We start from the raw sequence: 26,736 nt of genomic DNA on the forward strand, positions 1-26,736 counted from the left end.
TATCTGAAGCGGCAAAATAGCGCTTCTCAAAGGCATCCTGCGATAACACATCCTCCGAACCCTGTATCCGGCGCTCGCAAATATCCAGGCTCAGGGCATCCGGCGCGAGGGCGTAATGGCGCAGCCGCTCAGCGACACTGGCAACCTGCGCATTGTGCAGCAGCGCCTGCGCCGGAAGCGCCACCGCGAGCGGCAGTGTAATGCCGCGCGACTGCCAGTCGGCCAGCAGACAGCAAGCCTCTTCCAGCATCCAGTCGCACACCTTACTCGTTAGCCCACACTCTGCGATGCGCGCGAACAGCGCCTCGTCCTCAGCCCAGCTATCATCCGGCTGGCGTAAACGCAGCACCCCGCGGGCGCTCACCACCGCGCCATCTGGCTGCTCACGCTGGGGTTGCAGCCAGAGCGCAAAACGTTGTTGCTCAAAGGCGGTGACGATTTCGCTCTCCTGCGCCAGCCATTGCTGCGCCTGCTCACGCTGTTGCGGGTCGAAGAAGTGGATCTGGTTTTTGCCGTTGCGCTGCGCACTGGCGAGCGCCGAGGCGGCCTGCTGGAGCAACTCAGCGGCAGAAAGCGTGCCGGTAAACATCGCCACACCCAGGTTGGCATGGGGGCGCAACTGAATCCCCTTCAGCGGCACCCGTTCGTTAATAACAGTGAGTACTCGCTTACTTAATTTCATTGCCTGCCACGGTGCTTGCAGGCCGGGGGCGAAAAGCGCGAAATCGCTGATATTGAGTTGGGTCAGCACCATGCCCGGCGAGAGCACCGATTTCAGTTTTTCCACCAGCGTCAGCAACAGCACTTCGCGCTGCGCTTCCTGTAACACACCGGCGGTGTCTCGCAGGGTAGCGCTGGAGATAATCAACAGTGTCGAGGGCGCATGTCCGGCAACGGCCTGCTCCAGCAACGCCATCAAAAACGCCTTATTGGGCAATTCGGACACCGGGAACAGCATCGCCTGGGTACTCAGCTCTTCTTGCTGGCGCAGCAATTGTTGCTGGTTGCGGTTATAGCTGCGCACGATGATGCCAATCTCATCATCATGATGGAGCCGGGGCAGCGCCAGTTGATGTCCGGGCAGATCCTGGGCAGACAAGTCGTTCAGTTCACGAGAAATTTTGCGCAGCGGATGCATCACCAGCCGGTTAATACACCAGGTTATCGCTACGGTTATCATCAAGGTCAACAGTAAGTAAGCCGTTACTAACGTTGAGAGCGTGCTGATAACGAATTTATAGACCCGGTAAGAGTCGGCTTGCAGCACCAGGTACGCCAGCGGTTGCGGGTTTGCCGGGCGCTCCAGTGAATAAATGGGCAACGAGATCTGAATCGGTAATTCAAAGATGCGGGTGATCATCACCGGCACCGGGCGTTCCGGGATAAAGCGCATACGCAGCGCCTGGAACTGGTTGGGCAGCACCACATCGGCGCGGCTCACCACGCCCGCGGGCTTGATTTGTTTGATAATGGCTTCGGCTTCGGGAATGTCGGCCTTCAAAATCGCCGCCGACAGCGGTTCACGCACCGAACGAGCGATACTTTCCAGTTGTACAGCCGTGTTGTAGCGATTCTGCTGTAAGAAGTGAAACAGCAAAATGACGCAAAAAATAAAAACAAACACCATAGAAACAACGGAAACCATGGCCATCTGTTTAATCGTTAAAGAACGGCTAACACGCAAAATCACTCTCCAGAGAAACAATAGGCGCAGAGGAAAGGTCAGGCTGACTCTGCCGCCAGAGTATACTCTATCGCGGTGCTCTTTAGATAAACGGCGAAGTAGATTATCAGGCCATCTATAATCGTGGCAAATACGTGGGATAACCGATTGAATTGTTGGCGGTTAACCACAGCACCGAGTACGAAGTGCGCCATGATTTCCCGCCAGGAATTGTCTTTTTTTACCAGTCGGCCTGTGGAACCAACGGCTCTATCGGCATATCCATATCGCCTTGCCACCCCGCCGCGGAATAACGCACATAAATCAAGGCGTGGCTGGGGGTGTAATCTTTCGCCTGCTGAATATCAATACCAGCACCTATAAACCAGTTAGATGTCACCCGACGCTCCACCAGCGCGCGGGCGGTATAACCAAAACCGTTACTGCTGCTCCCAGACTCGATTTGCTCGCTTGCCAGCGTGCGGAAATCCGCCGGGATCAGGTTCAACCGTGGGTAGCGCGGCATGGTTTTGTTACGCGAGTGCGACCACGACGCCGACCCGCCCAGCTCCCACGACCAGTTTTCCGTGCGCTGACGCCACATTATCGGCACCGCAAAAGAGAGATACTCCTGCGGGCTGTAATAACCGCCCTGACCGAGCGTGTAGTTACTCAAATCTTTGTCGTAGTGCCAAATCATATTGTTCAGCCCGACCGTCACGCGCCGATTGTTCTCATTAATCAGCTTGTAGTAATAACCGGTCATCCAGCGCACGCGCCAGTTATCCTCGACATTTTTGCCCTCCAGCGTATCCGCGCCGAGGCTCGCCCACACGCCGTTGGCTTCGCCTTTATCGTAACTGAGGCTCAGCGTGCCGCCGTTGGCCCGCACGCCGCCCCAGGTTTTACCGGTGTTGGGATCTTTTTGCCCGCCAAAGGCCAGCAGCGAGCTGGAAATGGCGCGGCGGTGGAGATCCACCGTGTAGCCAAACGGCCCGACATCGCTGCTGTAGCTCACGCCGCCGACCACATCGACCACGTTGAAACCCATCGGCGTGGTGCCAATATCCATCGACCAGGTATTATTTCGCCAGCCGACGCCAAGGCTGGCGCCGCTATCAGACTGGTGCCGGTTGCCGCCCACGCAGGCGACATCACCGCAAGTACCAAAATTCGGGCTGTAGGAACCATCGGCATTTTGCTCAAACGTCCCGACATCCATATTCACCACATCGGTACGAAAGAACATGCGCCCGTCCGCCAGCGGCGCATCCGCCTGCAACATGGTGGTGTGGCCTTTCAAATCGGAATAACCGCCCGTGCCGCTGGAGTCTGAATATTCATGTTGCAGGGTGACATTCACATCCTGCTGGCGGTAAAGATCCGCCGCATCGCTGCGCACGCCCCGTTTCAGCCAGTCATCTTTTTCATCGTTGCGCGTCAAACGGGTAAAACTGTCGTTATCCGTCGGGCGCTGCGTGGCCACACCCGCTGCCACCATCGCCTCTTGATAGGTGTCCAGCGCCTGTTGCGGCGCCCCCGTTTGTGCCTCAAAGCGGGCGGCATCACGCAGCACCAGCGCACTTTCCATCGACGGCGGCTGAGATGTTGCCTGCGGCACAATCGCCCCGAAGATACGCTCTGCGCTGGCGGTATCGCCCAGTTGCGCCTGCACCAGCGCCAGCCGCCGCTGGGTGTTGATGGATTGTGGTTGTGTGGGCGAGGTTGACAGCTTCGCCAGTTGCGCCCGCGCGGCGAGCGGGTTGCCGTCGGCGGCGTAAAGTTCAGCCAGGCCGAGCAGCGCATCGTCATTCGCCGGCTCGCGCTTCAGCACGCGCTGGTAATACTCCTGCGCCGAAGCCGTATCGCCCCGCTGCTGCGCCCAGTCGGCGAGGGTTAAATCAAGGCGCGTGGAAGCAGGTTGCTGCGCTAACAGCGCGATCGCCTGGTCTTCATGACCGCTGTCGCGCAGGCGGTTGGCGCTTTCCAGCAACTGATTGCTTTGCAGCCGGTCTGCCAGTTCCTGAATATTACTGTTCCACTGCGCTTTGGGCAGCGTGTTGAGGTGGTTTAGCGCCGCCCTCTCCTGATTATTGCCAGATAAATAAAGCCCGTAGGCATAAACCTGCTCGGCATCGCCCGGTTTTTGTGTCGCCAGGCGGCTCATCAGGGAATCCGCTTCGCCGCGCTGCCCGGCCTGGCGGAGATCGCTTGCCAGACGGTAGGTTATCCACACGCTGCCGGGGTCGAGTGCCAGCCGCTTACGTTGCACGTCGGCCGCCTGCGCCCACTGGCCCTGGCTTTCCAGCGTCTCGGCCTGTTGCGACAAACGGTCGTTGGTCAGCCCGCGTTCAATATCCTCAATGCTGCGCCGCTGGCTGGCAGTGAGCGACTGAATAAAGCTCTCCGCTTTGTCCGGCGATGTAGCGCGGTAAATATTGGCCAGTCCGCGCACGGCATTAACGTTACCGCTGTCCATGCGCAGCGCCTGGCGGTAAAAGGTCTCCGCTGCCGCGTTATCTTTACGCGCCGCCGCCGCATCGCCGAGGCCGAGTACGGCATAACTGTCAGTGTTATCGGTACTGCGCGCCTGCTGGTAATAACGCTCCGCCTGCGCCGGATTATTCGCTTTCAGGGCTTCATCGCCCTGTTGAATCAATAGCCAGTAGCGGTTGGTTTTCAGCAGGCTGTCCCACTTGCTGCGATTACCGCTGGTCGGATCCATGGCGATGGCTTTTTCAAACTGCGCCACCGCGCGGGCGCGATCGCCGCTTTGTGAATAGGCCTGGCCCAGCGCACCCACGGCTTCGCTGTCGGTCTTGTTGGCATTGACCGCCTGTTGCAACTCACCGACCGCTTTCGCCCCCTGCCCGGCATCCACCGCGGCAAGACCCGTCGCACGGGCGCGGAAGGCGGGATCGGCCAGTTGTTTTTGTTGCGCGGCTAACTGCGTACGGGCGCTGTCTACCGTATCGCCCGAGGAGAAAATCGTCAGAAAATGCTGGAGCGCCTGCACGCTGGCGTCGCTGACCGGCATTTCCTGAAGCTGTTGATACCAGAGGCTGGCCGCCGTTTCGCGCCCGCTGCTCGATTTCGCCATCTGCTCCAGCACCTTATAGCCTTCTGCACTGCGGCCATCGGCAAACAGCAACTGCGCCAGCCCGGCTTGCAGTTGGTCGTTTCCGGGGTTGCGGGCGTTAAGCGCTTGCAGGCGGTTAACGGCTTCAGCGTGCCGCGCCGGAACTTTTGCGACCAACAGCCAGTACTCGACGGCTACATCGCCTTCCGGCGGATTACCCTTAAACAGTGCGTCATACGCGGCAATCGCCTCCTGCGTATGCCCGGTCGTAGCCTGCAAACGCGCCTGTTGCAGCGCCTGTCGCCCTTCGGCTGTCGACAGCGCCATCGTCGTGACAGAAGCGTGATACGCGCCGGAATCCGGGGCCAGTTGTTTCAGGCGATCGAGCTGCTTTTGCGCACCCGCCGTATCGCCCTGGCGCAGTAAATAGCGCAGACGCGCGGCAACGACGTCCGGGTTATCCGGGTCGATAAGTTCAAGGCGGTAGAGCGACTGGCGCACTAGATCCTCGCGCCGGGTGCTCTCACCCAGACGCACCTGCGCCAGTAATTGCTGCTGCGCAGTCGGCTCTGCCGCGCCTGCGCCAGGCGCAAGTGCCAGGCCGAGCGAGACACAGAGTAAGCTTACGATGAACTTGCGCATGACTGGCCCCAGTCAGGTTGTAACTCACCGCGAGGGGTGAAACGAAAACGGTGCTGATCCCACCCTTGTCCAAACAGGGTCAGAACGTAGCTGTAATAGGCATCATCACCGGGAAAGTGGTCGGCCACTTTTTGCCGTTGCACGGCCTGCGCATCGCGATCCTGTAAAAACGGCAGCAGTGCAGCAGCAAAACCGACCGGGCCATCGCCGCGGAGTTGCGTGCTTGCAACATCGACTTTTTCCGGCACTGCGCCATTTTTTTGCGTCGCGCTGGCCATCGGTTTCAGTTTGCTGAGCAGACGCGCTTTTTGCTCGTCGCGATCGTGCATCATGCCCACCCACAAATAGACGCGAATGGCATCGTAGCTGCTAATCAGCGTTTTTTCCGCTTTAAGCTGCCAGCCGCTGTCCTTTTGGTAACGTACCCAGTCCGGCGAGAACCCCTTCGGCGCGGTCTCCAGCAGCAAGCGCAGATTGGTTTCACGAAGCGTCGACCAGGGCGCGCCGAAACGGGCAAAATAACTCGCCAGTTGCGGCGGCAAATAGCTGGGGTTAAAGCGCCAGACCGTTGGTTCGGCAAAGCCAACTTTCCCCGGCAGCAGCATCGAACCCAGCCCCGGCACCGTTACCACTTCTTCTTTGGCAATCCGGGTTAACAGCCCTTTACCTAACTGCGTATAACGATCGTCTTTCCACAGACGCCCGGCCTCCAGCAGAGACCAGGCAATCCAGATATCGCCATCGGACGCCGAGTTGGTATCGAGCACTTGCCAACTGTTGTCCTCTTTTTTACCCCACAACCAGGCGGGAAGATGGGTCGCCAGCGAGCCCTGCGCGAGGTTGTCCTGCGTCCATTGCAGTATCTTGTCAAACATGGCGCGATCATTGGCCGCAAGCGCAAAGAACAGCGCATAGCTCTGCCCTTCCGAGGTGGAGATTTTGCGCTGATCGCTTGGGTCGATAACCCGTCCGCCCTCGCTGATATAGGCCTGTTTAAAGTGATCCCAGGCCGGCCAGGTACAGGCGGCGCGCACATTCATCGCCGCCAGCATCAGCGCCACGATCCCTACCCAGCGTAGTTTTTTCATTAGCAATTACTCATGATCCGATGGATCAAGGCGGCGGCGACTAATGATCCGCAGCAGACGCCACAGCACCCAGGCCATCAACACCACAACGACTGCTGCCAGCACCGCCAGCAGCACCGGATGGTTTGCCAGCGCATACCAGATGCGCTCAAACCACGGCAAATGCCCGACATAATAAATGTCCCCCACGCGCAGGCCATTAACGCCCGATTCGCGGATTACCGTTACTGAACCGTAAATCGACGCGCGCTTGCCGCTGTCATTCAATGCGCCGTTCAGCAGGTCGTAGCCGCGCGGGCTGTCGGCCAGCAGAGCAACGACGCTGCGCTGATCGTGATACGGCGACTGGAAACCCACAATGGCCGCCATTGGGCCATTTGAGGTGACCCCGGTTTGCGTATCGGCCCGCTGGTCGGCGGCATCCGGCACAATCGACGGGAACGCGGTCTGGCGCAGCGGCGTTTTCACCCAGCTTTGCGCCGCATCCACCAGCAGATCGATATGCTCGTCATCTTTTAATGCGGGCGGAATGGTACCGATAATCATGATATCGGCGTCTTTATCCTTGATTTGGTTGCCATCGTTGGTTAACTGCACATTGATCGCCGGGAAGCCGGTTTGTGCGCCAACCGCGCCGAGTGAATCAAGCAGTGTGGCAACCTGCGCCGGTGTGGGCTGCGGTGGCGTCACGACGATGGTTTGCGACAGATCTGCCAACCGGCTGAACGGGAAGCCCGCATTGGCGAAGGCACGCAGATCCGGCATCGCAATAAAGTGGTAATACTTCGAGAAATCAATCGTCGAGTCGTCGCCAATCACCACGCGGTTCGGCACCTGCTGGAAGGTCACGCAGTTCTCAATCGTGCCCCCTGGCATCGGGTTCATATACTGGAAATCAAAGCGCAACTGATTGACCGCACCCAGCTTCAGCGCCGGGATCGAGACATCGGTTTTACTGTCCAGCAGCCCTTGCAGCACCGGCAGATGCAGCATCAGACGGTTGCTCTCCTGGTTCCCTGTCAGGTTGAAATATTGCAGGAACTGGTTGTTAAGGCTGATATCCATGCGCGAGCCATCTTTGGTCGGCGGCGCGGTATAGCGATAATTGAGGCTCATATCGATACCGGTACTGCGCAGCAGATAGAGGTCCGGCGGCAGGTTCAGCGACAGGTTAATAGAAGCCGGTTCCAGCCCGGTGGCCTGCAACTGCTCTTCATAGGCTTTTAACTCGCCAAACGTGACCGGGCGGTCGGTACGCACCCAGTTCGGCGCATCGTACGGCTGGCGCGCCAGCAGCGGTTTCACCTCATCCACCGTCACGCTATCACCGCGAAACAGCACATTGCCCTGGGCGATGCCTTTTGCCGCCTGCAACAGGTCCTTATCATCACGCCCGGCGATGACCAGCAGTTTCATATACGGATTATTCGGGTGATTGACCATGCTGATGGTCGGCCCTTTTGCCGCCGGGAAATCTTTCAGGAAATCCGGGCGCTTGTCGTTGGTGACAAAGACGATGGCGTTGTTGTCCGGCAGCGTATTGTAAGAGACCGGGAAGGTCTGCCCACGCCAGCCGGTGCGGGAGCCGAACCACGAAGCAATAATTGCCGCCGCCTGTTGTTGCCCGATATCCGGCGCGCCCGCGAAGACCATCGGCAGGGTTAACGCGCGGTTATCACGCGGGTCGAAGAAGGGGATCGGGAAATGGGAGAGATCGTTTTTCACCGACAGCTTCTGGTAGGTCAAATCCAGCGAACTGCTGCGCCCGATATCCATCCACAGCGTACTGCTGGCCGGGTTTTCACACACATCGCGGTAGTGGCCGACAAACTCCAGCCGCACGCGGTTAAAGTCGGTGATAAACAGCGGATTGATCGGCATCTGCGCCTGGGTTTTCTTACCCAGTTGCTCTTTGGTGACCGACAATACGCCCATCAATTCGTCGTTCAGATAGACCTTCAATTGGGACTGCACCGGCAGCAGCGACGGCGACGGGGTGTATTCCAGGTTAAGCACCGCGTTCGATACGACTTCATCGCTGCGCATACCAAACTCCACGCCACCGTTCGGGTTAATACCGCGCAGCACCATGCTGCCAGGCGGCGGCGCAATCTGCGCAAAGGTGAGTTTGACATCACGGGACGGGGCATCGGACGTCACCACTGGCGCGTTTGCGCCCTGCACGCCCGGCATCACCTGGCCGACGACGGTTTGCCCTTCGGTGGGCGTGGTCGGCGTCACGGTTTCCGTTTGCCCCGGCGCAGGCGTTACGACCGGTTCAGTGGCAGGCGCGACGGCCGGCACGGTCGGTGCAGGACGGGCGGGCGCAGCCCAGGTCATCATTGGCGTCAGCGTGCTGACACCCACTGCCACGGCACACATCCAGGAAAGTTTTCTTTTCATCGCGTTTTCATCATTGTTGAGCCAATCACGTCATCGGTTGCTGCAACGCCACATTCCGTGCCGGGCGGCGCGGAATAAATGACACTACCCAGGACACCAGCGCGGTGAGCGAGCGGAAGATCATTTTGACGGACGAGGGAGCAAATTCCGCGAGATGGCGGTAGCCGCGGAAACCCAGTTTTAAAATATCCAGCAGGCTTTCCAGAGGCTTATCTTCCGGGAAGCTGTCCTGCCACAGCGCCCAGGTATCGGCGCGGGCAAAGGTGCACTGCACAAAATCGATATGCTGTTTGGTGGTCAGCGGCATCAGTTGTAAGCCCACTTCGTTGCCGTTCACGCGCGCCACCGTGGTCGGGAAGGCATACTCCTGCTGGCCGCGTTTGAGCAGCAAATTGACTTTCTGCCCTTCCAGCACCTGCGCCTGGCCGTTGATCTTGATACCCAGCCCGCCGTCCGAGAAGTCTTGCACGGTGCAGGAGAAAAGGTGTCCATCTTCGCGGGCAATCGCCGCAGGCATGGTCATCTCCACGCGGTGTGAGCGGCGCACCTGCTTGCTCTCAACCGATACCGCCACCGCGCCACCGAGGATCACCATGTTGTAGAACACCCACGCGATACTGACAAAGACGGTGAGAATTTCGTTTTCCGGGCCGTAGAAGTAGCGCCAGATACCCACCAGCACGCCGAGCAGGTTTAGCAACACCAGGTAGATATAGGGTTTGGAGATAACCCAGTCCACATACTCCTCTTCCACCAGCCCGCCTTTGGCGGTGACGTTGAAGGTGCCTTTATGGGGGTTGAACAGCGCCACCAGCGTCGGCGGCGCGATATACCAGGCCAGCACCGTTTCATAGATTTCACTCCAGAACGAGTGGCGATATTTGCCCTGGATTTTCGAGTTGGTCAGGCTGGCGTGGATCATATGCGGCAGCACGAACAAGGCAATCATGATAGCCGGGGCGTAAATGATATAGGCGTGCAGCAGCAAGAACGCCAGCGGCGCGGTCAGGAAGATCAGCCGTGGCACGCCGGACAAGAAGTGGAACATGGCGTTGACGTAACACACACGCTGCGCGAATTTTAGCCCTTTGCCCATCAGCGGGTTATCGAGGCGGAAAATCTGCACCATGCCGCGCGCCCAGCGAATACGCTGGCCGATATGGGCGGATAAACTCTCTGTCGCCAGCCCTGCGGCCTGCGGAATGCGCATATAGGCCGAGGTATGCCCGCGACGGTGCAGGCGCAGTGAGGTGTGCGCATCTTCGGTCACCGTTTCGACCGCGATCCCGCCAATCTCATCCAGCGGCCCGCGGCGGATCACCGCGCAAGAGCCGCAGAAGAAGGTGGCATCCCACATGTCGTTACCATCCTGCACCAGGCCGTAGAACAGCGTGCCTTCGTTTGGCGTTTTACGAAAACGCCCAAGGTTACGTTCAAACGGATCCGGCGAGAAAAAGTGGTGCGGCGTCTGCATCATCGCCAGCTTTTTCTCTTTCAGGAACCAGCCCATGGTCATTTGCAGGAACGAGCGCGTCGGGACGTGGTCGCAGTCGAAAATCGACACAAAATCGCCCTTCGCATGTTTAAGCGCATTGTTGATATTGCCCGCTTTCGCATGTTCGTGCGTGGGGCGGGCAATGTATTCAACACCGACGGTTTTGGCAAACTGGCGAAACTCTTCGCGCCCGCCATCATCGAGGATCCAGATTTTGAGTTTATCTTTTGGCCAGTCGATGCCGAGCGATGCGTAAATGGTGTTTTTCACCACGTTGAGATCTTCGTTATAGGTCGGCACGAAGATATCTACCGACGGCCACTGCGACATCTCTTTCGGCAGCGGCACCGGCTGGCGGTTGAGCGGCCAGACTACCTGGAAATAGCCGAGCACCAGCACAATCCAGGCGTAAGTTTCAGCGAACAGCAGCACCAGGCCGCACACCAGGCTGACCGGATCGTCCCAGTTCAGCGTCGAGGTATAACGCCACCAGATATAGCGGCAGGAAACCGTCAGCGACAGGACAATCAACATCAGGGCTGAGAAGCGCCCCGGAATGCGCCGCACCAGGAGCGCCACGCCCCACAGCAACATCAAAAAGATGAATTGAGACAGCGGATTAAACGGCTGAGTAATGCACAAGATGGCGAGAATAAATGAAAACACCACCACCACGCCGAGAATGATGCGCCGCAGTTGCGGGTTGATGTGGCCGAGCTCTTTTTGTTGTTCAAGATGGCGGGTGCGTTGCGTGAAGCGCCCCGGCAGCGTATCGAGCCAGTGATACCAGCGTCCACGTAACGCGCGGGCGCGGGCAAAACGCTGGCGCCGCGCCGACTTCGGCGGCCCCCACGGTAACATCACCAGTAGCCACAAGGTTTGCAGCAGGTAGCGTGCCGGGTCGAGCGGGCGCGGCCTGTCCGGGTCAATGTGCGGGAACCACTGGTGCTGTTGCGCGCGCAGTTGCTGCCAACGCGGATGCTCCAGCGGAATAACTACCCAGGCGAGGATCGCCCAGAAGCAACCAGCGGCGGCGCTAAAAGCCGACGCGCCATGCTGGCGATAACGCTGGTAGCGCTCGCTCAGGCGCGTGTTAACCGGGAAGGGAAGCAACCAGGCACTCGCGCGGCTCATGCCTCGCTCCTTTCCGGTGCCGTGGCGCAATGCAGCAGGCACCAGTTCGCCAGCGTCAGGATCTCTTCTGCCGCCAGCGCATCGCTACGGTACTCCCCCAGCGGTTGTTTCGAAGCCAGGCACTCGGCCATCGCTTCATCACGGTGGATAACCATGGGCAGAATGCGCGGCTGGCTTTGCAGCCAGACTTGCCAGAGATCGTCCTGCAACTGGCTGCCAAGACGCAGGTCGTTAATCAGAATGTGCGCACCTGCGGGTAGCGGCTGCTGATGCAGGCGCACATGGCAGTTGGTATCGGGTTTCACCACCGTAAACACGTGGTCGCACTGCTCAATAAACTGGCGCGCCAGCGGCGAAACGCCGTGCGGCAGGTCAATCAATATCCATGGATAGTGCTGCTGCGTTTTCAGCGTCTGCAAAACCGGGGTTAATTGATTAAAGGCTTCGTGGAGTAACGCCGTGTTTTCCCATTCGTTCGCCGCCAGACAACCAAAAGGTAAAACATCAAGTTGAGAGGTATAACGCATACCTGCGTCGCGCCACTGATGACCATCAATCAGCGCGCGCGCCCAGCCCGCTTTATGGGTGAAATCGACATTAAATGACAGGCGCAGAAGATTATCAGGGCAGGCGTCAATGACCAGCACTGATTCCCCTAAGAGTTGTAATGACCAGGCCAGAGCCGCAGTGATCGACGTTGTACCAACGCCACCACGGATCCCCTGTAATCCCAAGACGGTCATCCACGGGTCCTTTATTGTTGACGAGCTAATTCAGCCAGCAACGGCCAGCGCTTAATGGCGGCCGCCAACTGTTCACGCTGGGAAATATCGGCATAGTCTATTTCGGGTAATGAAAATGCCTTACTTAGCGCCAAAAAATCGTTTTGGAAGGTATAACCCAGCGTCGGATCTGATTGCGTTTTGCTTTCATTGCTATGCATGCTGGCCCGATCCCATTGAATAAATAACCATATTTGATGTGGCAAGGCATCGCGCCTGAGAAAATGCGTTTACATGCTAAATCTGCTGTTCTTTAATTTCAATGTTAGGTTTATTTCTCGGCTTTCGCTAGTAAACTGAGATACAGACATATTAGCTTCCAGAGGGACATCGTGAACCCTATATTTTCTATTGGAATCCACTCATTGTGGGACGAATTGCGTCACATGCTTGCGGGCGGGGTTTGGTGGTTAAATACCGACCGCGAGCAGGACGCATTCAGCCTGTTAAATCAAACACTCGCGGCACAAGATAGCGACGCTAAAGTCGCGGTGGCGGGCATGGGTAGCGATCTGCGAAGCGTTATTAAATTAGAGAAAGATCACGGCCCGGAAAAAATCAACCTCTTTGCCATGCCAAATCAGGATAACAGTCTATACTTTTTCACCCGCGATTTACTCAGCTCTCTTGACCCGCAAAAATATTTACTGATCCTGCTCTCTGCAAATAATGCATGGCAGAATATTCCTGCGCCAAAATTGCGCAAGTGGTTAGAAAGAACTCATGAGTGGTCTAAATATTATAATTGCGCCGTTCTGGTTATTAACCCCGGCAGCAATAACGATAAACAATCCTCGATTTTAATGAGCGAATATCGCTCACTATTTGGGCTGGCGAGCCTGCGTTATCAAAATGGTATCCACCTTTATGATGTTGCCTGGTGGTGTAATGAAAAAGGTATCAGCGCTCGCCAGCAACTGCTGCTGACTCACCACGAGGGGCAATGGCAGCTCGCGAAGCAAGAAGAGGCCGCCGTTCAGCCGCGCAGCGATGAGAAGCGCATCTTAAGTAATATTGCCGTGCTGGAAGGCGCGCCGCCGCTCTCCGAACACTGGACCTTATTTGAGACCAACGAAGCCTTATTTGAAGAAGCGCGCACCTGCCAGGCGGCGACGCTGATTTTCACCCTCGCGCAAAATAACCAGATAGAGACGATAGCCCGACAGATCCACACCCTGCGCCGCCAGCGCGGCAGCGGTCTGAAAATCATCGTCCGCGAAAGTATCGCCAGCCTGCGCGCCACCGATGAACGCCTGTTACTGGGTTGCGGTGCGAATATGGTGATCCCGTGGAACGCCCCGCTTTCACGCTGTTTAACGCTGATTGAAAGCGTGCAGGGTCAGCAGTTTACTCGCCTGGTGCCGGAAGATATCACCACGTTGCTCTCTATGACGCAGCCGCTGAAATTGCGCGGTTACCAGCCGTGGGAGGTGTTCTGCGATGCGGTGAGCAATATGGTCAATAACCCGTTACTTCCCCCGGACGGTAAAGGGGTAATGGTGGCGCTGCGCCCGGTGCCGGGTATTCGCGTTGAACAGGCGTTGACGCTCTGTCGCCCGAACCGCATGGGCGATATTGTCAGCATGAGCGACAACCGCCTGATGCTGTTTTTGTCGTTTTGCCGGGTCAACGATCTTGATACCGCGCTGAACCATATTTTCCCTCTGCCGACGGGCGATATTTTTTCCAACCGCATGGTGTGGTTCGAGGACAATCAAATTGCTGCGGAACTGGTAGAAATGCGCGCGCTGCCGCCAGAGCGCGTGTCGAAGCCGCTGCCTGCGACTACGCAGACCAAAAAACTGATCAATGCGGAACATGACGGCACTGTCTGGCGTCGGGTTCCGCAGCCGCATCGGTTATTTAGCGATGTGACGGAGCCGTCATCATGATGTCAATCAGCGATATTATTCAGCTCATCGTGCTTTGCGCGCTGATCTTCTTCCCGCTAGGCTACCTTGCGCGCCACTGGCAGCGCCCGATTCGCACCGCGTTTCGTTTAACGTTTACCAAACCCCGCTTTGTAAAACCAACCGGTGTTTTACGCAGGGACCCGCTCGTCAAGGCAGACCGCAAACATGACAAATAATACGTTGACCGCTTCATCGCCTTCGCCGCTGTGGCAATACTGGCGCGGCCTTTCCGGCTGGAATTTCTACTTTCTGGTGAAATTCGGGCTGCTGTGGGCGGGCTACCTTAACTTCCATCCGATGATGAACCTGGTGTTTATGGCCTTCCTGCTGATGCCGCTGCCGCGCCTGCGCCTGCATCGCCTTCGCCACTGGATTGCCATCCCGATTGGCTTTGGCCTGTTCTGGCACGACACCTGGTTGCCGGGGCTGGAAAGCATGCTAAGCCAGGGCAACCAGGTCGCGGGCTTTAGCGCCGATTACCTGCTGGACCTGGTGGTGCGCTTTATTAACTGGCAGATGATCGGCGCGGTGTTTGTGCTGTTAGTGGCGTGGCTGTTTTTGGCGCAATGGATCCGCGTCACGGTGTTTGTGGTGGCGATAATGATCTGGCTGAACGTGCTGACCCTGAGCGGCCCGGCGTTTAATTTGTGGCCCGGCGGCCAGCCAACGACGACGGTAACCACCACCGGCGGTTCGCAGGCGGCAACGGTTGCGGCGGCGGATAATACGCCAGTGGTGGGTGATATTCCGGCGCAAACGGCACCGCCGACCTCAGAAAACCTCAATGCATGGCTCGCCAGTTTCTATGCTGCGGAAGAGAAGCGCCAGAGCACTTTCCCGGCGCAGTTGCCCGCCGATGCCCAGCCGTTCGATCTGCTGTTTATCAATATCTGTTCGCTCTCCTGGTCCGATATTGAAGCCGCCGGTCTGGCGTCGCACCCGCTGTGGGCGCACTTCGATATTGAATTCAAAAACTTCAACTCCGCAACGGCTTACAGCGGCCCGGCGGCGATCCGCCTGCTGCGCGCAAGCTGCGGTCAGCCATCGCATAAAAACTTGTATCAACAGGCGAATAACCAGTGCTATCTGTTTGATAATCTTTCAAAACTCGGCTTTACGCAGCAGTTGATGATGGATCACAACGGCGAGTTCGGCGGTTTCCTGAAAGAAGTGCGTGACAACGGGGGGATGCAGGTGCCGCTGATGAACCAGGCAGGTTTGCCAACGGTGCTGCTCTCCTTCGACGGCTCGCCGGTGTATGACGATACCGCCGTGCTTAACCGCTGGATGGAGTCCGACAGTTTCAAACAGGGCCAGCGCACCGCGACCTATTACAACCTGCTGCCGCTGCATGATGGCAACCACTATCCGGGCGATCGCAAAACCGCCGATTACAAACTGCGGGCGCAGAAACTGTTTGATGAGCTGGATGCCTTCTTTACGCAACTGGAGAAATCCGGGCGAAAAGTGATGGTGGTGCTGATCCCGGAACACGGCGCGGCGTTGCAGGGGGATAAAATGCAGGTTTCTGGTCTGCGCGATATTCCCAGCCCGTCCATTACCAACGTGCCGACGGCGGTTAAGTTCTTCGGCATGAAAACGCCGCACCAGGGCGCGCCGCTGGTGGTGACGCAGCCGAGCAGTTTCCAGGCGATTTCGGAGATTGTTACCCGCGTGCTGGACGGCAAAATTTTTACCGAGGATAGCGTGGACTGGCAGAAACTGGTCAGCAACCTGCCGCAAACGGCGCCGGTGTCGGAAAACGCCAACGCGGTGGTTATCCAGTATCAGAACAAACCGTATGTGCGACTGAACGGCGGCGACTGGGTGCCGTATCCGCAGTAAAGCGGCGTTTATGCCGGGTGGCGGCTACGCCTTACCCGGCCTACAAGGCCTTCGTAGGCCCGATAAGCAAAGCGCCATCGGGCACAAGGGGATTGTAGGCCTGATAAGCGAAACGCCATCAGGCACAAGGGATCATACGTGCGGGATTTCGCGGTTCTCGTCCTGGTCGACGGCGAAACAGGCAACCAATTGACCGTCGTAATCTTTCAACTGCGGCTGCAACTGGGTGCAGGGGCCGAAGCGACGACGACAGCGGGCGTTAAACGCACAACCTGGCGGCGGGCTCAGCGGGCTTGGCAGCTCGCCGGTCAGCTTAATGCGCTCGCGGCGGTCATCCGGGTTCAGGCGCGGCGTTGCAGAGAGTAACGCCTGGGTGTACGGATGGCGCGGGTTGGAGAAGATCTGATCTTTGGTGCCCTTCTCCACGCAGCGGCCGAGATACATCACCATCACTTCATCGGCAATGTGCTCAACCACCGACAGGTCGTGGGAAATAAAGACGTATGACAGCCCCAGATCCTGCTGCAAATCCATCATCAGGTTCAATACCTGCGCGCGCACGGAGACGTCCAGCGCGGAAACGGGTTCATCGGCAATCACCACATCCGGGTCAAGCATCAGACCACGGGCGATAGCGATACGCTGACGCTGGCCGCCGGAAAACATATGCGGATAACGGTCGTAATGCTCGGTTTTCAGGCCGACTTTCGCCATCATCGCCAGCGCTTTTTCCCGACGCTCCGCTTTGCTCAAATCGGTATTGATCTGCAACGGCTCCTCAAGGATCTGCCCGACTTTTTTACGCGGGTTCAGCGAGCCATACGGGTTCTGGAAAACAATCTGGATCTTCTGGCGACGCAGTTTCTGCGCGTGCGGATCGTGCTTGAGCAGATCCTGGCCCTGGTAGTACAGCTCGCCACCGGTCGGGGTTTCAATCATCGTCAGCAGACGACCGAGCGTGGATTTACCACAGCCGGATTCGCCCACTACCGCCAGCGTTTTACCGCGCTCCAGCGAGAACGACACACCGTCCAGCGCTTTTACCAGGCGTTCCGGGGCAAACAGCCCTTTCTTCACCGGGTAGTGTTTTTTCAGGTCGATTGCCTGCAACAGCGGCTGTTGCAAGGTGGCCTCATGCGTACTCATAGTTCGGCCTCCCGGCGTCGTCGAGTGGGTAGTGACATTTGGACTGACGGCCGCCATCAACGGTGTTCAGTGCCGGTTCTTGCTCGCGGCATTTATCGGTGGCATACGGACAGCGCGGGTTGAGCAAACAGCCGCTCGGGCGGTCATATTTACCCGGCACCACGCCCGGCAGCGAAGCCAGACGCGCTTTATCCTGGGCAAATTCCGGCAGCGCGCGCAGCAATGCCTGGGTGTACGGGTGGCGCGGCGCGCGGAAGATATCTTTCGCTTCGCCGGTTTCCACCACCTGGCCTGCATACATCACAATGATTTTGTGCGCCGCTTCCGCCACCAGCGCCAGATCGTGAGTGATCAGGATCAGCGCCATATTTTCTTTTTGCTGCAACTCCAGCAACAGCTCGATGATCTGTGCCTGGATGGTTACATCCAGCGCGGTGGTGGGTTCATCGGCAATCAGCAGCTTCGGCTGACAGGCAATCGCCATCGCGATCATTACGCGCTGGCTCATCCCGCCGGAAAGCTGATGCGGATAAACATCCAGGCGCGACGCCGGATCAGGGATGCCCACCTGGTTCAGCAGGTCAATCGCCCGCTGCCGCCGAGTTTTCTTATTACCGCCCTGATGAACCTTAATGGCTTCCATAATCTGGAAACCGACCGTGTAGCACGGGTTCAGGCTGGTCATCGGATCCTGGAAGATCATCGCCACTTCGGAACCCACCAGACTGCGGCGCTCTTTTTCCGAAATACGTTTCAGATCCTGACCATTGAACTCCAGCTTATCGGCCATCACGCGACCGGGGAAATCAATCAGCCCCATGATCGCCAGCGAACTGACTGATTTACCGGAGCCGGATTCACCGACGATGCCGATCACTTCGCCCTGATTTACGCTGTAGCTTACGCGGTCTACGGCGCGGAATTCGGCACCAACTTCGCCGAAGTGCACCGATAATTTATCTACATTTAATAACGCCATCTCGAACCTCTTACTGCTTCAGTTTGGGATCGAGCGCATCACGCAGGCCGTCACCCATCAGGTTAAATGCCAGCACCGTCAGCAGGATCGCGACGCCCGGGAAGGTCACGACCCACCAGGCACTTTGTGCGAACTGCAACACGTCAGAGAGCATGGTGCCCCACTCCGGTGTTGGCGGCTGCGCACCCATGCCAAGGAAGCCAAGGGCGGCCATATCGAGAATGGCGTTGGAAAAACCGAGCGACGCCTGAACAATCAGCGGCGCAAGGCAGTTTGGGAAAATATTGATGAACATTTGACGCATCGCGCCTGCGCCCGCCACGCGAGAAGCGGTCACGTAATCGCGATTCACTTCCACCAGCACGGCAGCGCGGGTGAGACGTACATAGTGCGGCAAGGCGACAAAGGTTAACGCAAGCGAGGCGTTAACAATCGACGGGCCGAATATCGCGACCAGCACCAGCGCCAGCAGCAGGCTTGGCAGCGCCAGCATGATATCGACGACACGCATGATGATGTTATCGATAAGCCCGCCGAAATAGCCCGCCACCAGACCCAGCACAATACCGGCGACCAGCGACAGCACCACCACTAAACAGCCAACCAGCAGCGACAGACGCGCGCCAAACATCAGGCGCGAGAGCGTATCGCGGCCAACGTCATCGGTACCGAGAATGTGCGTCCAGGTGCCGCCATCCTGCCAGACCGGCGGCGCAAGCAGCGCATCGCGGAACTGATCCGCCGGGTTATGCGGGGCGAGGAAGTTGGCGAAGACGGCAATAATCAGCATGACAACGACGTATGCCAGCCCGACAACCGCGCCTTTGTTGCGTTTGAAATAGTGCCAGAACTCTTGCAGCGGGGTCATCGGCACCGGTGCAGAGACAACTTTGTTTTCAGTAACTTGTGACATGATGGCCCCTTACTTCTTATGCCGAATACGCGGGTTCACCACGCCGTACAGCAGGTCGACCAACAGGTTGACGAGAATAATCATCGTCGCGACCAGCAATACCCCGCCCTGCACCACCGGGTAATCACGGCGTTGCAGTGCATCAATCAGCCAGCGGCCAAGGCCCGGCCAGGAGAAGATGGTTTCCGTCAGGATCGCACCCGCCAGCAGCGTGCCGACTTGCAATCCGATAACCGTCACCACCGGCAACATCGCGTTGCGCAGCGCATGGACGATAATTACGCGCATACGGGTCAGCCCTTTGGCGCGCGCGGTGCGGATATAGTCTTCGCCTAATACTTCCAGCATTGAGGAGCGCGTCATACGCACAATGACCGCCAGCGGAATGGTGCCGAGCACGACGGCGGGCAGGATCATGTGCGCGAGGGCGTCGATAAAGTTGCCCTCTTCGCCCCAAATGGCGGTATCAATCAGCATAAACCCGGTTAACGGGTTACTGTCGTCAAGGAACACCATGTCGCTGACGCGCCCGGAGACCGGGGTCAGGTTAAGCTGCACCGACACCAGCATAATCAGCATCATGCCCCACCAGAAGATAGGCATGGAGTAACCGGTCAGCGCGAGGCTCACGGCGGTGTGATCAAAGATGGAACCGCGCTTCACGGCGGCCAGTACGCCCACCGGAATACCCACGGCTACGGCAAAAATCATGGCGCAGACACCGAGTTCCAGCGTCGCTTTAAAACGCGGCACGAACTCGTCCCACACCGGGAGACGGCTCTTCAATGAGAGACCTAAATCGCCATGTAATACGCCCCAGACATAGTGGACATATTGTTCCCAAAGCGGCTTGTCGAGACCCAGCTCGGCCAGCAACTGGGCATGACGCTCAGGAGAGATACCACGCTCACCTGCCATGATCATTACCGGGTCGCCGGGGATCATATGGACAAAGGCAAAGGTGAGAAGGGTGATACCGATAAACGTGGGGATAACTAACCCCAGACGTCGGAGGATGAACTGCAACATAACCCGGATTCTCAGTAGTGACGCAACGCCTGGCGACGGTGCGTCTGTATTGCTCACAAATGTAGTTCCACTCTCTCACAAGAGGGAATAGACCGTTCCCCCTCCCCATACGGGGAGAGGGAAGTCAGGCATTGTACTTATTATTCAACAGACACGTTTTCGAAGTGGTGTTTGCCTAATGGATCAACCACATAGCCTTTAACTTCTTTACGCACTGGCTCGTACACGGTGGAGTGAGCAACAATCAGCGCCGGAGCCTGATCATGCATCACAACCTGCGCTTGTTTGTACAGCTCAATACGCTTGTTGTGGTCGTCGGTCGCGCGCGCCGGTTGAATCAGGTCTTCAAACGGCTTGTAGCACCAGCGAGAGTAGTTGGAACCGTCTTTCGCCGCAGCACAGCTAAACAGGGTGGCGAAGAAGTTATCCGGATCCCCATTGTCGCCGGTCCAGCCCATCATTACGGCCTGGTGCTCGCCCGCTTTCGCACGCTTGAGGTATTCGCCCCACTCGTAGGTCACGATTTTGGCCTGTACGCCTACTTTCGCCCAGTCAGCCTGAATCATCTCAGCCATACGGCGAGCGTTCGGGTTGTACGGACGCTGTACCGGCATCGCCCACAGTTCAACGGTAAAGCCTTTATCCTGACCGGCTTCTTTCAGCAGTTGCTTCGCCTTCTCTGGATCGTAGGTGTAGTCTTTAACGTCGTCGTTATAGCCCCACATGGTCGGCGGGATCAGGTTTTTCGCGGCCACGCCCGCACCCTGATAGACCGCTTTGATGATCGCTTCTTTATTTACCGCATAGGTCAGCGCCTGGCGGACTTTCACATCATCAAACGGTTTTTTCTCGGTATTGAAGGACATGTAACCGACGTTCAGGCCAGCCTGTTCCATCAGCGTGATGTTTTTGTCCTGCTTCATACGCGCGATGTCAGCCGGGTTCGGATACGGCATAACCTGACATTCGTTTTTCTGCAATTTGGCATAACGTACAGAGGCGTCCGGCGTGATGGAGAAGACCAGGCGATCGATTTTCGGCTTGGTGCCCCAGAAGCCATCAAACGCTTTGTACAGAATGCGCGAATCTTTTTGGTATTGCAGCAGCTGGAACGGACCCGTACCGATCGGATCGAGATCCACTTTATCCGGCGTGCCGGCTTTCAGCATGTTGTCAGCGTACTCTTTGGAGAGAATCGACGCGAAGTCCATCGCCAGGTCAGCCAGGAACGGAGATTCCGGGCGAGTCAGCACGAACTGAACGGTGTAGTCGTCAACTTTCTTCACTTCGCTAATCAGGTCAGGTAAGCCCATGCCTTCGAAGTATTCGTAGCTGCCGCCAGAGATTTTGTGGTACGGGTTTTGATCGTTTTTCTGGCGATCGAAGGAGAACACCACGTCATCAGCGTTGAATTCACGCGTCGGTTTAAATTCTTTGTTGTCCTGCCACTTCACGCCTTTACGCAGGTGGAAAGTGTAGGTTTTGCCGTCATCGCTGATTTCCCACTTATCAGCCAGACCCGGGATCACTTCTGTAGTGCCGGTTTTGAATTCCACCAGACGGTTATAAATCGGTACAGAGCTGGCATCGTAAGTGGTACCAGAAGTGAAAAGCTGTGGGTTAAAGCCTTCAGGCGAGCCTTCAGAACAATAAACTAGGGTTTTAGCCTGCACGCTTGCCGCGACGGTCATGGCCACCAGGCTAAGACCGAGCTTCAGCATCCCTGACTTCTTCAAGGAAATACTCATTGATTCTGCTCCAATGTGATATGTGTTGTTACCCATGCAATGGGTATGTCCGACAGGCCTTTATTAGATTTTTACCCGGTCTGGTCGGTTGTGCCCGAGGGCGTTATGAGAGATGGGGATTCCTTTCACAAGGTTGACTGAGTTGCAGTGCAGATTCTCCATGAAAAGCCCCTCATGCCCTACAATCTGTCAACAGAATGTCGAAACGTCAATACAGGTAACCAGGATTTACAACGACGGTGAGAATCGGCAAACAAAGTTAAAAAAAAGTTCAAGCTGCTATTTTCAGCAGGGAAATTTATGCTAAGGGCGCAATGGCAGAATATTTCCCTTATAAATTGCGCGTACCCAGTGATTAACATTCACGCAGATTATGAAAAATTTCTTGCGAAATGATGAATATCTGAGCGATAAATACCGCGAACGTTAAAACGCACAGCGCAAAATGCTGAGATTATCCATAAGTAACGCGAAAAAAGATTGATACATATATAAATAAATACAATGGAATATCGTACAAAACGAGGAACTGGCAGCGCGAAGTGGGGATAAGGGAGATTTAAGGTATTTTGCCGGATGGCGCTGACGCTTATCCGGCCTACGGCAATTGTAGTAGGCCTGATAAGGCGAAGCCGCCATCAGGCAATTTGACCGAACGCAGAAAGCAAAAAACCCAACCTTGCGGTTGGGCTTTTTTGAATTTGGTCGGTGATAGAGGATAACTCGCCACTGCGTGGCTCGCCCTGCGGGCCGTTGCTGAAGCAACGTTCTCTCGCTTCGCTCGAGTCGAACCTCCGACCCCCGGAGTTTCTCATCCTCTAAACGCCAGATGCAAAAAACCCCGCCGAGGCGGGGTTTTCAAATTTGGTCGGTGATAGAGGATTCGAACCTCCGACCCCTTCGTCCCGAACGAAGTGCGCTACCAGGCTGCGCCAATCACCGAATGCGGGGCGCATCTTACTGCCCTCGACATGCCCCGTCAATCCTTTAATAGAAAAAAGCTAACTGACTGGTGATAAAGCCAGCAGCGCCGTTAATTCGCCGCCTGCGACGGTAAATGGCACCAGTTATTGTTCTCGTTAATCCCGCCGTTTGGCGAGGTATAACCCAGGCAACCCATAATGGTGTCGTACAGTTCCACGTGGCGACGCGGGGTTTTAAACGCCGCTTGCTGCTTGAGCTGCGCGAACATCTGCGCCTTCTCCGGGTCCTGCAAATATTTGTCCGACATCCACACCATCATCGGCACGCGGAACTGCTCCGGCGGAGCCATATTGCGCGGTGTACCGTGCAGATGTTCCTGCTCGTTGATCGACTCACCGTGATCCGCCGCGTAGAAAATAATGGCTTTACGGTCGCGCATCTGATCAATCACGCTATCAATAAAGTGATCGACATAGGTCACTGAGTTATCGAAAGAGTTAATCATCTCTTCTTTCGTGCATTTACGATCGACACCGGCACACTCCGGCGTCCACTGCGCGAAGCTGCGCGGATAACGTTGGGTGTAGTTAAAGTGCGAACCTTTGGTATGCAGAATAATCATGTGTTTACCGTCGGTTTTATTCGCAAGCGAACGCTGCATCTCTTCGACAAGCAGCATATCGTCGACATTCTTCCCGCGGTTGCGCGGCTCTGCGCCAATCTGCTCGCGGTACGCGATGTTATCCGCCATGGTGTTGCTGTAGAACCACATCTCGCTTTGCATAGCGTACAAATCGCTGGAGAAACCAAGCTGCTTGAGCACCGCGAAAATGTTCTGCTCTTTCAATGTGCGCTGCGGATTATCTTCTGCCCCACCTTCGCGCACAAACATACAGCGCAACGAGAGCTTGGTGGCGGTATCACAGGAGTAACCGCGAAACGCGACCAGGTTTTTCTCCTGCGCCAGTTTCGGCGTGGTATCACGGGAATACCCCAGCATCCCCATATGATCCCAGCGCGTAGTCTCGCCGATAATAAACACCACCCACGTATCGTCGATACCTTTCGGTTCAACGTAGGTAAATTTCGTTGCCGGGTTCATCAACGATTTATTGTCAGAGGATTCATCCACCTGTGCCCAGGCGTAAAGCCCCAGCGCAGAGAGCCAGTTTGATGGCAGATAGGAGTTCGCCACCACGCCACCGTAGCTTGGCATATCAACGCCCGAGGCGCGTTCAGTTTGCTTTTGCTGCACATCAAGCAGACGAATCGGCCCCCAGACCAACAAACCGGCCAGCAGCACCAGCCCTGCACTACGTGCGCGCGCGCCCGGCATTTTTAGCTGGCGCAGCAGCGTATCGCGACAGCGGTTATTCCAGATAAACAGCAGCGGCAGTGCGCTCACCGCTACGACCCAGACGATAAGCTGCCAGCCCACCACTTCTTTGGATAAATCGATATCCGTGGTCATCACCGAGGCAATAATGCCGTAGCCGATCACCACGTTGAGGAAAGTCATGTAATAGCTGGCAGCGGCAGAGAACACCACAATCAGCGAGGCGAGAATGCGCCAGACACGGCGACCCAACAGCGACAGGACGCGCAGTAAAAAGAAGGTGACCAGCACTGTAGCAGCGAGTTCGACGACCGCAGAAAGTCCTTTTACAACGGTGAACGCATGCGCATAACCATCAAACCGACGGTAAAAAACTGCGCTATTCATAAACAGACCGATATATAACGCCAACAACAAACTAAGTTTTTGCTGCGTTATTGCTTTTATATAGTTCATGCAAGCAACTCTAAAAGAAGGAAAAGCGCCTGATAGCGTCAATGGATAACGATTCAGACTAAAAAAGTGCGAAGGAAGTTAACACGGGAAACTTCTGAAGCGCGCTAAGTAGACCATAGCGGCGAGAAAAAGTGTCAGTGGGAAGTGCGATCCGGCCATATATTTACAAAAAATATATGGCCGTTGTCAGAAATATGTAACCGAAATCGGTTATCAGGACGTGATGACGTTCAGTTTGACATCAATGTTGCCGCGCGTTGCATTGGAGTATGGGCAAACGATATGGGCTTTTTGCACCAGCTCTTCGGCTTCTTTATGATCCATGCCCGGCAGGTGGATATCCAGTTGCGCTTCAATCCCAAACCCGGTCGGCAATGGGCCAATCCCCACCTGACCTTCAATATAGGCATCTTGCGGCACGCTCTTTTTCTCGGTCGATGCAACATGCTTCAGCGCGCCAAGAAAACAGGCAGAGTAGCCCGCAGCGAAGAGTTGTTCCGGGTTGGTGACTTCACCGCCCGCACCGCCCATCTCTTTCGGCACACCCAGTTTGACATCCAGTACGCCATCAGAAGAGGTTGCGCGGCCATCACGGCCCCCGGTTGCTTTCGCTTTCGCACGATAGACCACTTTTTCTAAAGACATTTGTGACTCCTTCTGTTGGAAGAACCTGACCAATAAGGATAGTCGCTTTAGCGGGAGTTTGCGGGAGGGATAAAAAACCGCCACATTTACGGCGGCGGTTTTATTGTTCAATGCTATCAAGCATGCGCTTCTGTATAGACGCGGCGTTGCGGCTGGCGAATGGTGGTTGACAGCGCCAGCGAGAGGATCAGCAGCGCGAAGATAACGCAGAAGGTGACATAGAAGCCGCCAAACAGCGAGGCGATGATGGAACCGCAGATGCTGCCGATACCAAAGCCCAGGTAAATCACACCGTAGTTTTTCGCCAGGTTATTAAGGCCGAAGAATTCACTGACCAGCGACGGGAACACGGTGATAGTGCCACCAAAGTTAAAGGCAACACAGGCGATGGCAGCAAAGAAGCTTATGGCGTTCAGCGGTGCGAACAACAGTGCCGCCATGCCGACCAGCGAAATCACCTGGCCGATGGTAATAACGCGGATACGGGCGATTTTGTCAGAGAGAATACCGAGCACCAGCCGGCCGCTCAGGTTAGCAATCGCGATCACTGTTACCGCATTCGCCGCGGTGGCGATATCCAGATGCACCATGCCCTGCGCGATATCTTTCGCCACGCCAATCACATACAGGCCACTCATACAGGCGGTCAGGAACATCACGGCCAGCATCCAGTACTGCGGTTTACGCATCGACTGCGCCAGCGTGAAGTCATTTTCCACCACGCCATTCAGAGTGCTCACTTTCTGAAGCGGCGCGTCGGTCATCAGCATCGCACCGAAGACGATCATCACAAGCGTAATCGCGCCCCAAATCATAAAGGTGCTTTCCAGGCCGACGGTGGCGAGCAACTGGCTGTCGATAAATTTAAACCCCAGGCTGCCAAGGCCGTAGGAACCAATAGAAAAGGCGGAAATCAGCCCCTTACGTTCCGGGAACCATTTCACACAGTTAGAGAGGGTTAACAGGTAACCTGCGCCATCGGCCAGGCCCACCAGCACGCCGGCGCTCAGCCACAGCATCAACAAATTATTGGAATGCGCCGTCAGGAAAAAGCCGAGACCCAGCAGAATACCGGACGCCACAGTGACGCGTTTTACGCCAAAACGTTCCTGTAATTTTCCGGCGACCGATGACGAAAGCGCCAGACCCAGGCTCAACAGGCCAAAAGAAAACGCCACCTGGCTTACCGGCGCATGCAGTTTTTCCGCCAGCGAGCTATTGAACAAACTCCAGGTATAAACAGACCCTAATGCAAACTGCGTAATAATGGTGCCGATCAGCGTCAGCCAGCGAGTGCGATTAGCAGTGGAAGTATTCATGGCAGTTGTCCCGCAGAAGAATTAAAGAAATTCACTGCCAACAACCATAACGAAGCGCATTTCATGCCAGGGTGAAAAAGGCATGAAATGCAGCGAGGAGGGAATGAAATGCCGCTCAGCGGGAATGAATGACCGCGCCAAATATTCGCGTGCTGAATAACAAATGTGAGTTAGTACATACTATCGATACAAAACGC

At 56.3% G+C, this 26,736-nt stretch carries 17 protein-coding genes, 1 tRNA gene, 1 other RNA gene and 1 pseudogene; 3 read left to right on the forward strand and 17 right to left on the reverse strand.

The genetic code is table 11. From position 1 onward, the window contains the following. Window positions 1–64: 64 nt before the first annotated feature. The 7 genes and pseudogenes from Q5705_05815 to bcsR all read right to left on the reverse strand — a co-directional run bounded on the left by Q5705_05815 (window position 65) and on the right by bcsR (window position 12,447). A pseudogene (locus Q5705_05815) lies at window positions 65–1,684 on the reverse strand (EAL domain-containing protein). A 220-nt stretch (window positions 1,685–1,904) separates the two neighbouring features. Continuing rightward, on the reverse strand, window positions 1,905–5,384 hold the full coding sequence (bcsC, locus tag Q5705_05820) for a cellulose synthase complex outer membrane protein BcsC (protein WLI78067.1): 3,480 nt from the start codon (window positions 5,382–5,384) through the stop codon (window positions 1,905–1,907). Continuing rightward, window positions 5,366–6,472: a cellulose synthase complex periplasmic endoglucanase BcsZ gene (gene bcsZ, locus Q5705_05825; protein ID WLI78068.1), complete on the reverse strand. Its 1,107-nt coding sequence runs from the start codon at window positions 6,470–6,472 to the stop codon at window positions 5,366–5,368. The genes bcsC and bcsZ overlap by 19 nt, the downstream gene beginning before the upstream one ends. Before the next feature lie 6 nt (window positions 6,473–6,478). After that, complete coding sequence (gene bcsB, locus Q5705_05830; protein WLI78069.1) at window positions 6,479–8,875, reverse strand: cellulose biosynthesis cyclic di-GMP-binding regulatory protein BcsB; 2,397 nt, start codon at window positions 8,873–8,875, stop codon at window positions 6,479–6,481. 25 nt (window positions 8,876–8,900) lie between these two features. Then, window positions 8,901–11,504 carry a UDP-forming cellulose synthase catalytic subunit gene (gene bcsA / locus Q5705_05835; GenBank protein WLI78070.1) on the reverse strand — a complete coding sequence of 868 codons (2,604 nt, stop codon included), beginning with the start codon at window positions 11,502–11,504 and terminating at the stop codon, window positions 8,901–8,903. Beyond that, on the reverse strand, window positions 11,501–12,247 hold the full coding sequence (bcsQ, locus tag Q5705_05840; protein ID WLI78071.1) for a cellulose biosynthesis protein BcsQ: 747 nt from the start codon (window positions 12,245–12,247) through the stop codon (window positions 11,501–11,503). Before bcsQ ends, bcsA begins: the two co-directional genes overlap by 4 nt. An 11-nt stretch (window positions 12,248–12,258) precedes the next feature. Further along, a complete protein-coding gene (gene bcsR, locus Q5705_05845) occupies window positions 12,259–12,447 on the reverse strand; it encodes a cellulose biosynthesis protein BcsR (GenBank protein ID WLI78983.1) in 189 nt (62 codons plus the stop codon). 171 nt (window positions 12,448–12,618) lie between these two features. Between bcsR and bcsE the strand changes: the two genes are divergently transcribed. From bcsE to bcsG, 3 genes are read left to right on the forward strand one after another with little or no spacing between them, the layout of a single operon-like run. Then, entirely contained in the window at window positions 12,619–14,178 is a 1,560-nt protein-coding gene (gene bcsE, locus Q5705_05850; GenBank protein WLI78072.1) for a cellulose biosynthesis c-di-GMP-binding protein BcsE, read from the forward strand. After that, window positions 14,175–14,375: a cellulose biosynthesis protein BcsF gene (bcsF, locus tag Q5705_05855; GenBank protein WLI78073.1), complete on the forward strand. Its 201-nt coding sequence runs from the start codon at window positions 14,175–14,177 to the stop codon at window positions 14,373–14,375. Before bcsE ends, bcsF begins: the two co-directional genes overlap by 4 nt. Next, window positions 14,365–16,044: a cellulose biosynthesis protein BcsG gene (bcsG, locus tag Q5705_05860; GenBank protein ID WLI78074.1), complete on the forward strand. Its 1,680-nt coding sequence runs from the start codon at window positions 14,365–14,367 to the stop codon at window positions 16,042–16,044. The genes bcsF and bcsG overlap by 11 nt, the downstream gene beginning before the upstream one ends. A 132-nt stretch (window positions 16,045–16,176) precedes the next feature. Here bcsG and dppF read toward each other — a convergent pair whose 3' ends face one another. From dppF to Q5705_05910, 10 genes are all read right to left on the reverse strand, one after another. After that, window positions 16,177–17,190, reverse strand: coding sequence for a dipeptide ABC transporter ATP-binding subunit DppF (gene dppF, locus Q5705_05865; GenBank protein WLI78075.1), 1,014 nt, complete (start codon window positions 17,188–17,190; stop codon window positions 16,177–16,179). Continuing rightward, window positions 17,177–18,169, reverse strand: coding sequence for a dipeptide ABC transporter ATP-binding protein (gene dppD, locus Q5705_05870; protein WLI78076.1), 993 nt, complete (start codon window positions 18,167–18,169; stop codon window positions 17,177–17,179). Before dppD ends, dppF begins: the two co-directional genes overlap by 14 nt. Window positions 18,170–18,179: 10 nt before the next feature. Beyond that, window positions 18,180–19,082 (reverse strand): dipeptide ABC transporter permease DppC, encoded by a 903-nt coding sequence (gene dppC / locus Q5705_05875; GenBank protein ID WLI78077.1) that lies wholly within the window; start codon window positions 19,080–19,082, stop codon window positions 18,180–18,182. 9 nt (window positions 19,083–19,091) lie between these two features. Further along, window positions 19,092–20,111, reverse strand: a complete 1,020-nt coding sequence (gene dppB / locus Q5705_05880) for a dipeptide ABC transporter permease DppB (GenBank protein ID WLI78078.1) — start codon at window positions 20,109–20,111, stop codon at window positions 19,092–19,094. 140 nt (window positions 20,112–20,251) lie between these two features. Further along, entirely contained in the window at window positions 20,252–21,859 is a 1,608-nt protein-coding gene (locus Q5705_05885; protein ID WLI78079.1) for an ABC transporter substrate-binding protein, read from the reverse strand. Between the two features lie 702 nt (window positions 21,860–22,561). After that, window positions 22,562–22,695: non-coding RNA, RtT sRNA (locus tag Q5705_05890), on the reverse strand. Window positions 22,696–22,724: 29 nt separating this feature from the next. Further along, window positions 22,725–22,801: transfer RNA gene (locus Q5705_05895), tRNA-Pro, on the reverse strand. A gap of 91 nt (window positions 22,802–22,892) precedes the next feature. Continuing rightward, complete coding sequence (gene eptB / locus Q5705_05900) at window positions 22,893–24,575, reverse strand: kdo(2)-lipid A phosphoethanolamine 7''-transferase (protein ID WLI78080.1); 1,683 nt, start codon at window positions 24,573–24,575, stop codon at window positions 22,893–22,895. Window positions 24,576–24,788: 213 nt separating this feature from the next. Continuing rightward, window positions 24,789–25,220: an organic hydroperoxide resistance protein gene (locus tag Q5705_05905; protein WLI78081.1), complete on the reverse strand. Its 432-nt coding sequence runs from the start codon at window positions 25,218–25,220 to the stop codon at window positions 24,789–24,791. Between the two features lie 116 nt (window positions 25,221–25,336). Beyond that, window positions 25,337–26,539: an MFS transporter gene (locus Q5705_05910; GenBank protein WLI78082.1), complete on the reverse strand. Its 1,203-nt coding sequence runs from the start codon at window positions 26,537–26,539 to the stop codon at window positions 25,337–25,339. Window positions 26,540–26,736 lie beyond the last annotated feature (197 nt).

It is taken from the genome of Kosakonia sp. H02, assembly GCA_030704225.1.
Taxonomy (GTDB): Bacteria; Pseudomonadota; Gammaproteobacteria; order Enterobacterales; family Enterobacteriaceae; genus Kosakonia.

Bases quoted from the DNA above. Each gene is read 5' to 3' on its own strand.
- bcsZ (WLI78068.1), bottom strand. From the start codon at position 6,472: ATGAAAAAACTACGCTGGGTAGGGATCGTGGCGCTGATGCTGGCGGCG.
- dppD (WLI78076.1), bottom strand. From the start codon at position 18,169: ATGGCGTTATTAAATGTAGATAAATTATCGGTGCACTTCGGCGAAGTT.
- dppC (WLI78077.1), bottom strand. From the start codon at position 19,082: ATGTCACAAGTTACTGAAAACAAAGTTGTCTCTGCACCGGTGCCGATG.
- dppF (WLI78075.1), bottom strand. From the start codon at position 17,190: ATGAGTACGCATGAGGCCACCTTGCAACAGCCGCTGTTGCAGGCAATC.
- eptB (WLI78080.1), bottom strand. From the start codon at position 24,575: ATGAACTATATAAAAGCAATAACGCAGCAAAAACTTAGTTTGTTGTTG.
- bcsF (WLI78073.1), top strand. From the start codon at position 14,175: ATGATGTCAATCAGCGATATTATTCAGCTCATCGTGCTTTGCGCGCTG.
- dppB (WLI78078.1), bottom strand. From the start codon at position 20,111: ATGTTGCAGTTCATCCTCCGACGTCTGGGGTTAGTTATCCCCACGTTT.
- bcsR (WLI78983.1), bottom strand. From the start codon at position 12,447: ATGCATAGCAATGAAAGCAAAACGCAATCAGATCCGACGCTGGGTTAT.
- Q5705_05885 (WLI78079.1), bottom strand. From the start codon at position 21,859: ATGAGTATTTCCTTGAAGAAGTCAGGGATGCTGAAGCTCGGTCTTAGC.
- bcsA (WLI78070.1), bottom strand. From the start codon at position 11,504: ATGAGCCGCGCGAGTGCCTGGTTGCTTCCCTTCCCGGTTAACACGCGC.
- bcsB (WLI78069.1), bottom strand. From the start codon at position 8,875: ATGAAAAGAAAACTTTCCTGGATGTGTGCCGTGGCAGTGGGTGTCAGC.
- bcsQ (WLI78071.1), bottom strand. From the start codon at position 12,247: ATGACCGTCTTGGGATTACAGGGGATCCGTGGTGGCGTTGGTACAACG.
- bcsG (WLI78074.1), top strand. From the start codon at position 14,365: ATGACAAATAATACGTTGACCGCTTCATCGCCTTCGCCGCTGTGGCAA.
- bcsC (WLI78067.1), bottom strand. From the start codon at position 5,384: ATGCGCAAGTTCATCGTAAGCTTACTCTGTGTCTCGCTCGGCCTGGCA.
- Q5705_05905 (WLI78081.1), bottom strand. From the start codon at position 25,220: ATGTCTTTAGAAAAAGTGGTCTATCGTGCGAAAGCGAAAGCAACCGGG.
- Q5705_05910 (WLI78082.1), bottom strand. From the start codon at position 26,539: ATGAATACTTCCACTGCTAATCGCACTCGCTGGCTGACGCTGATCGGC.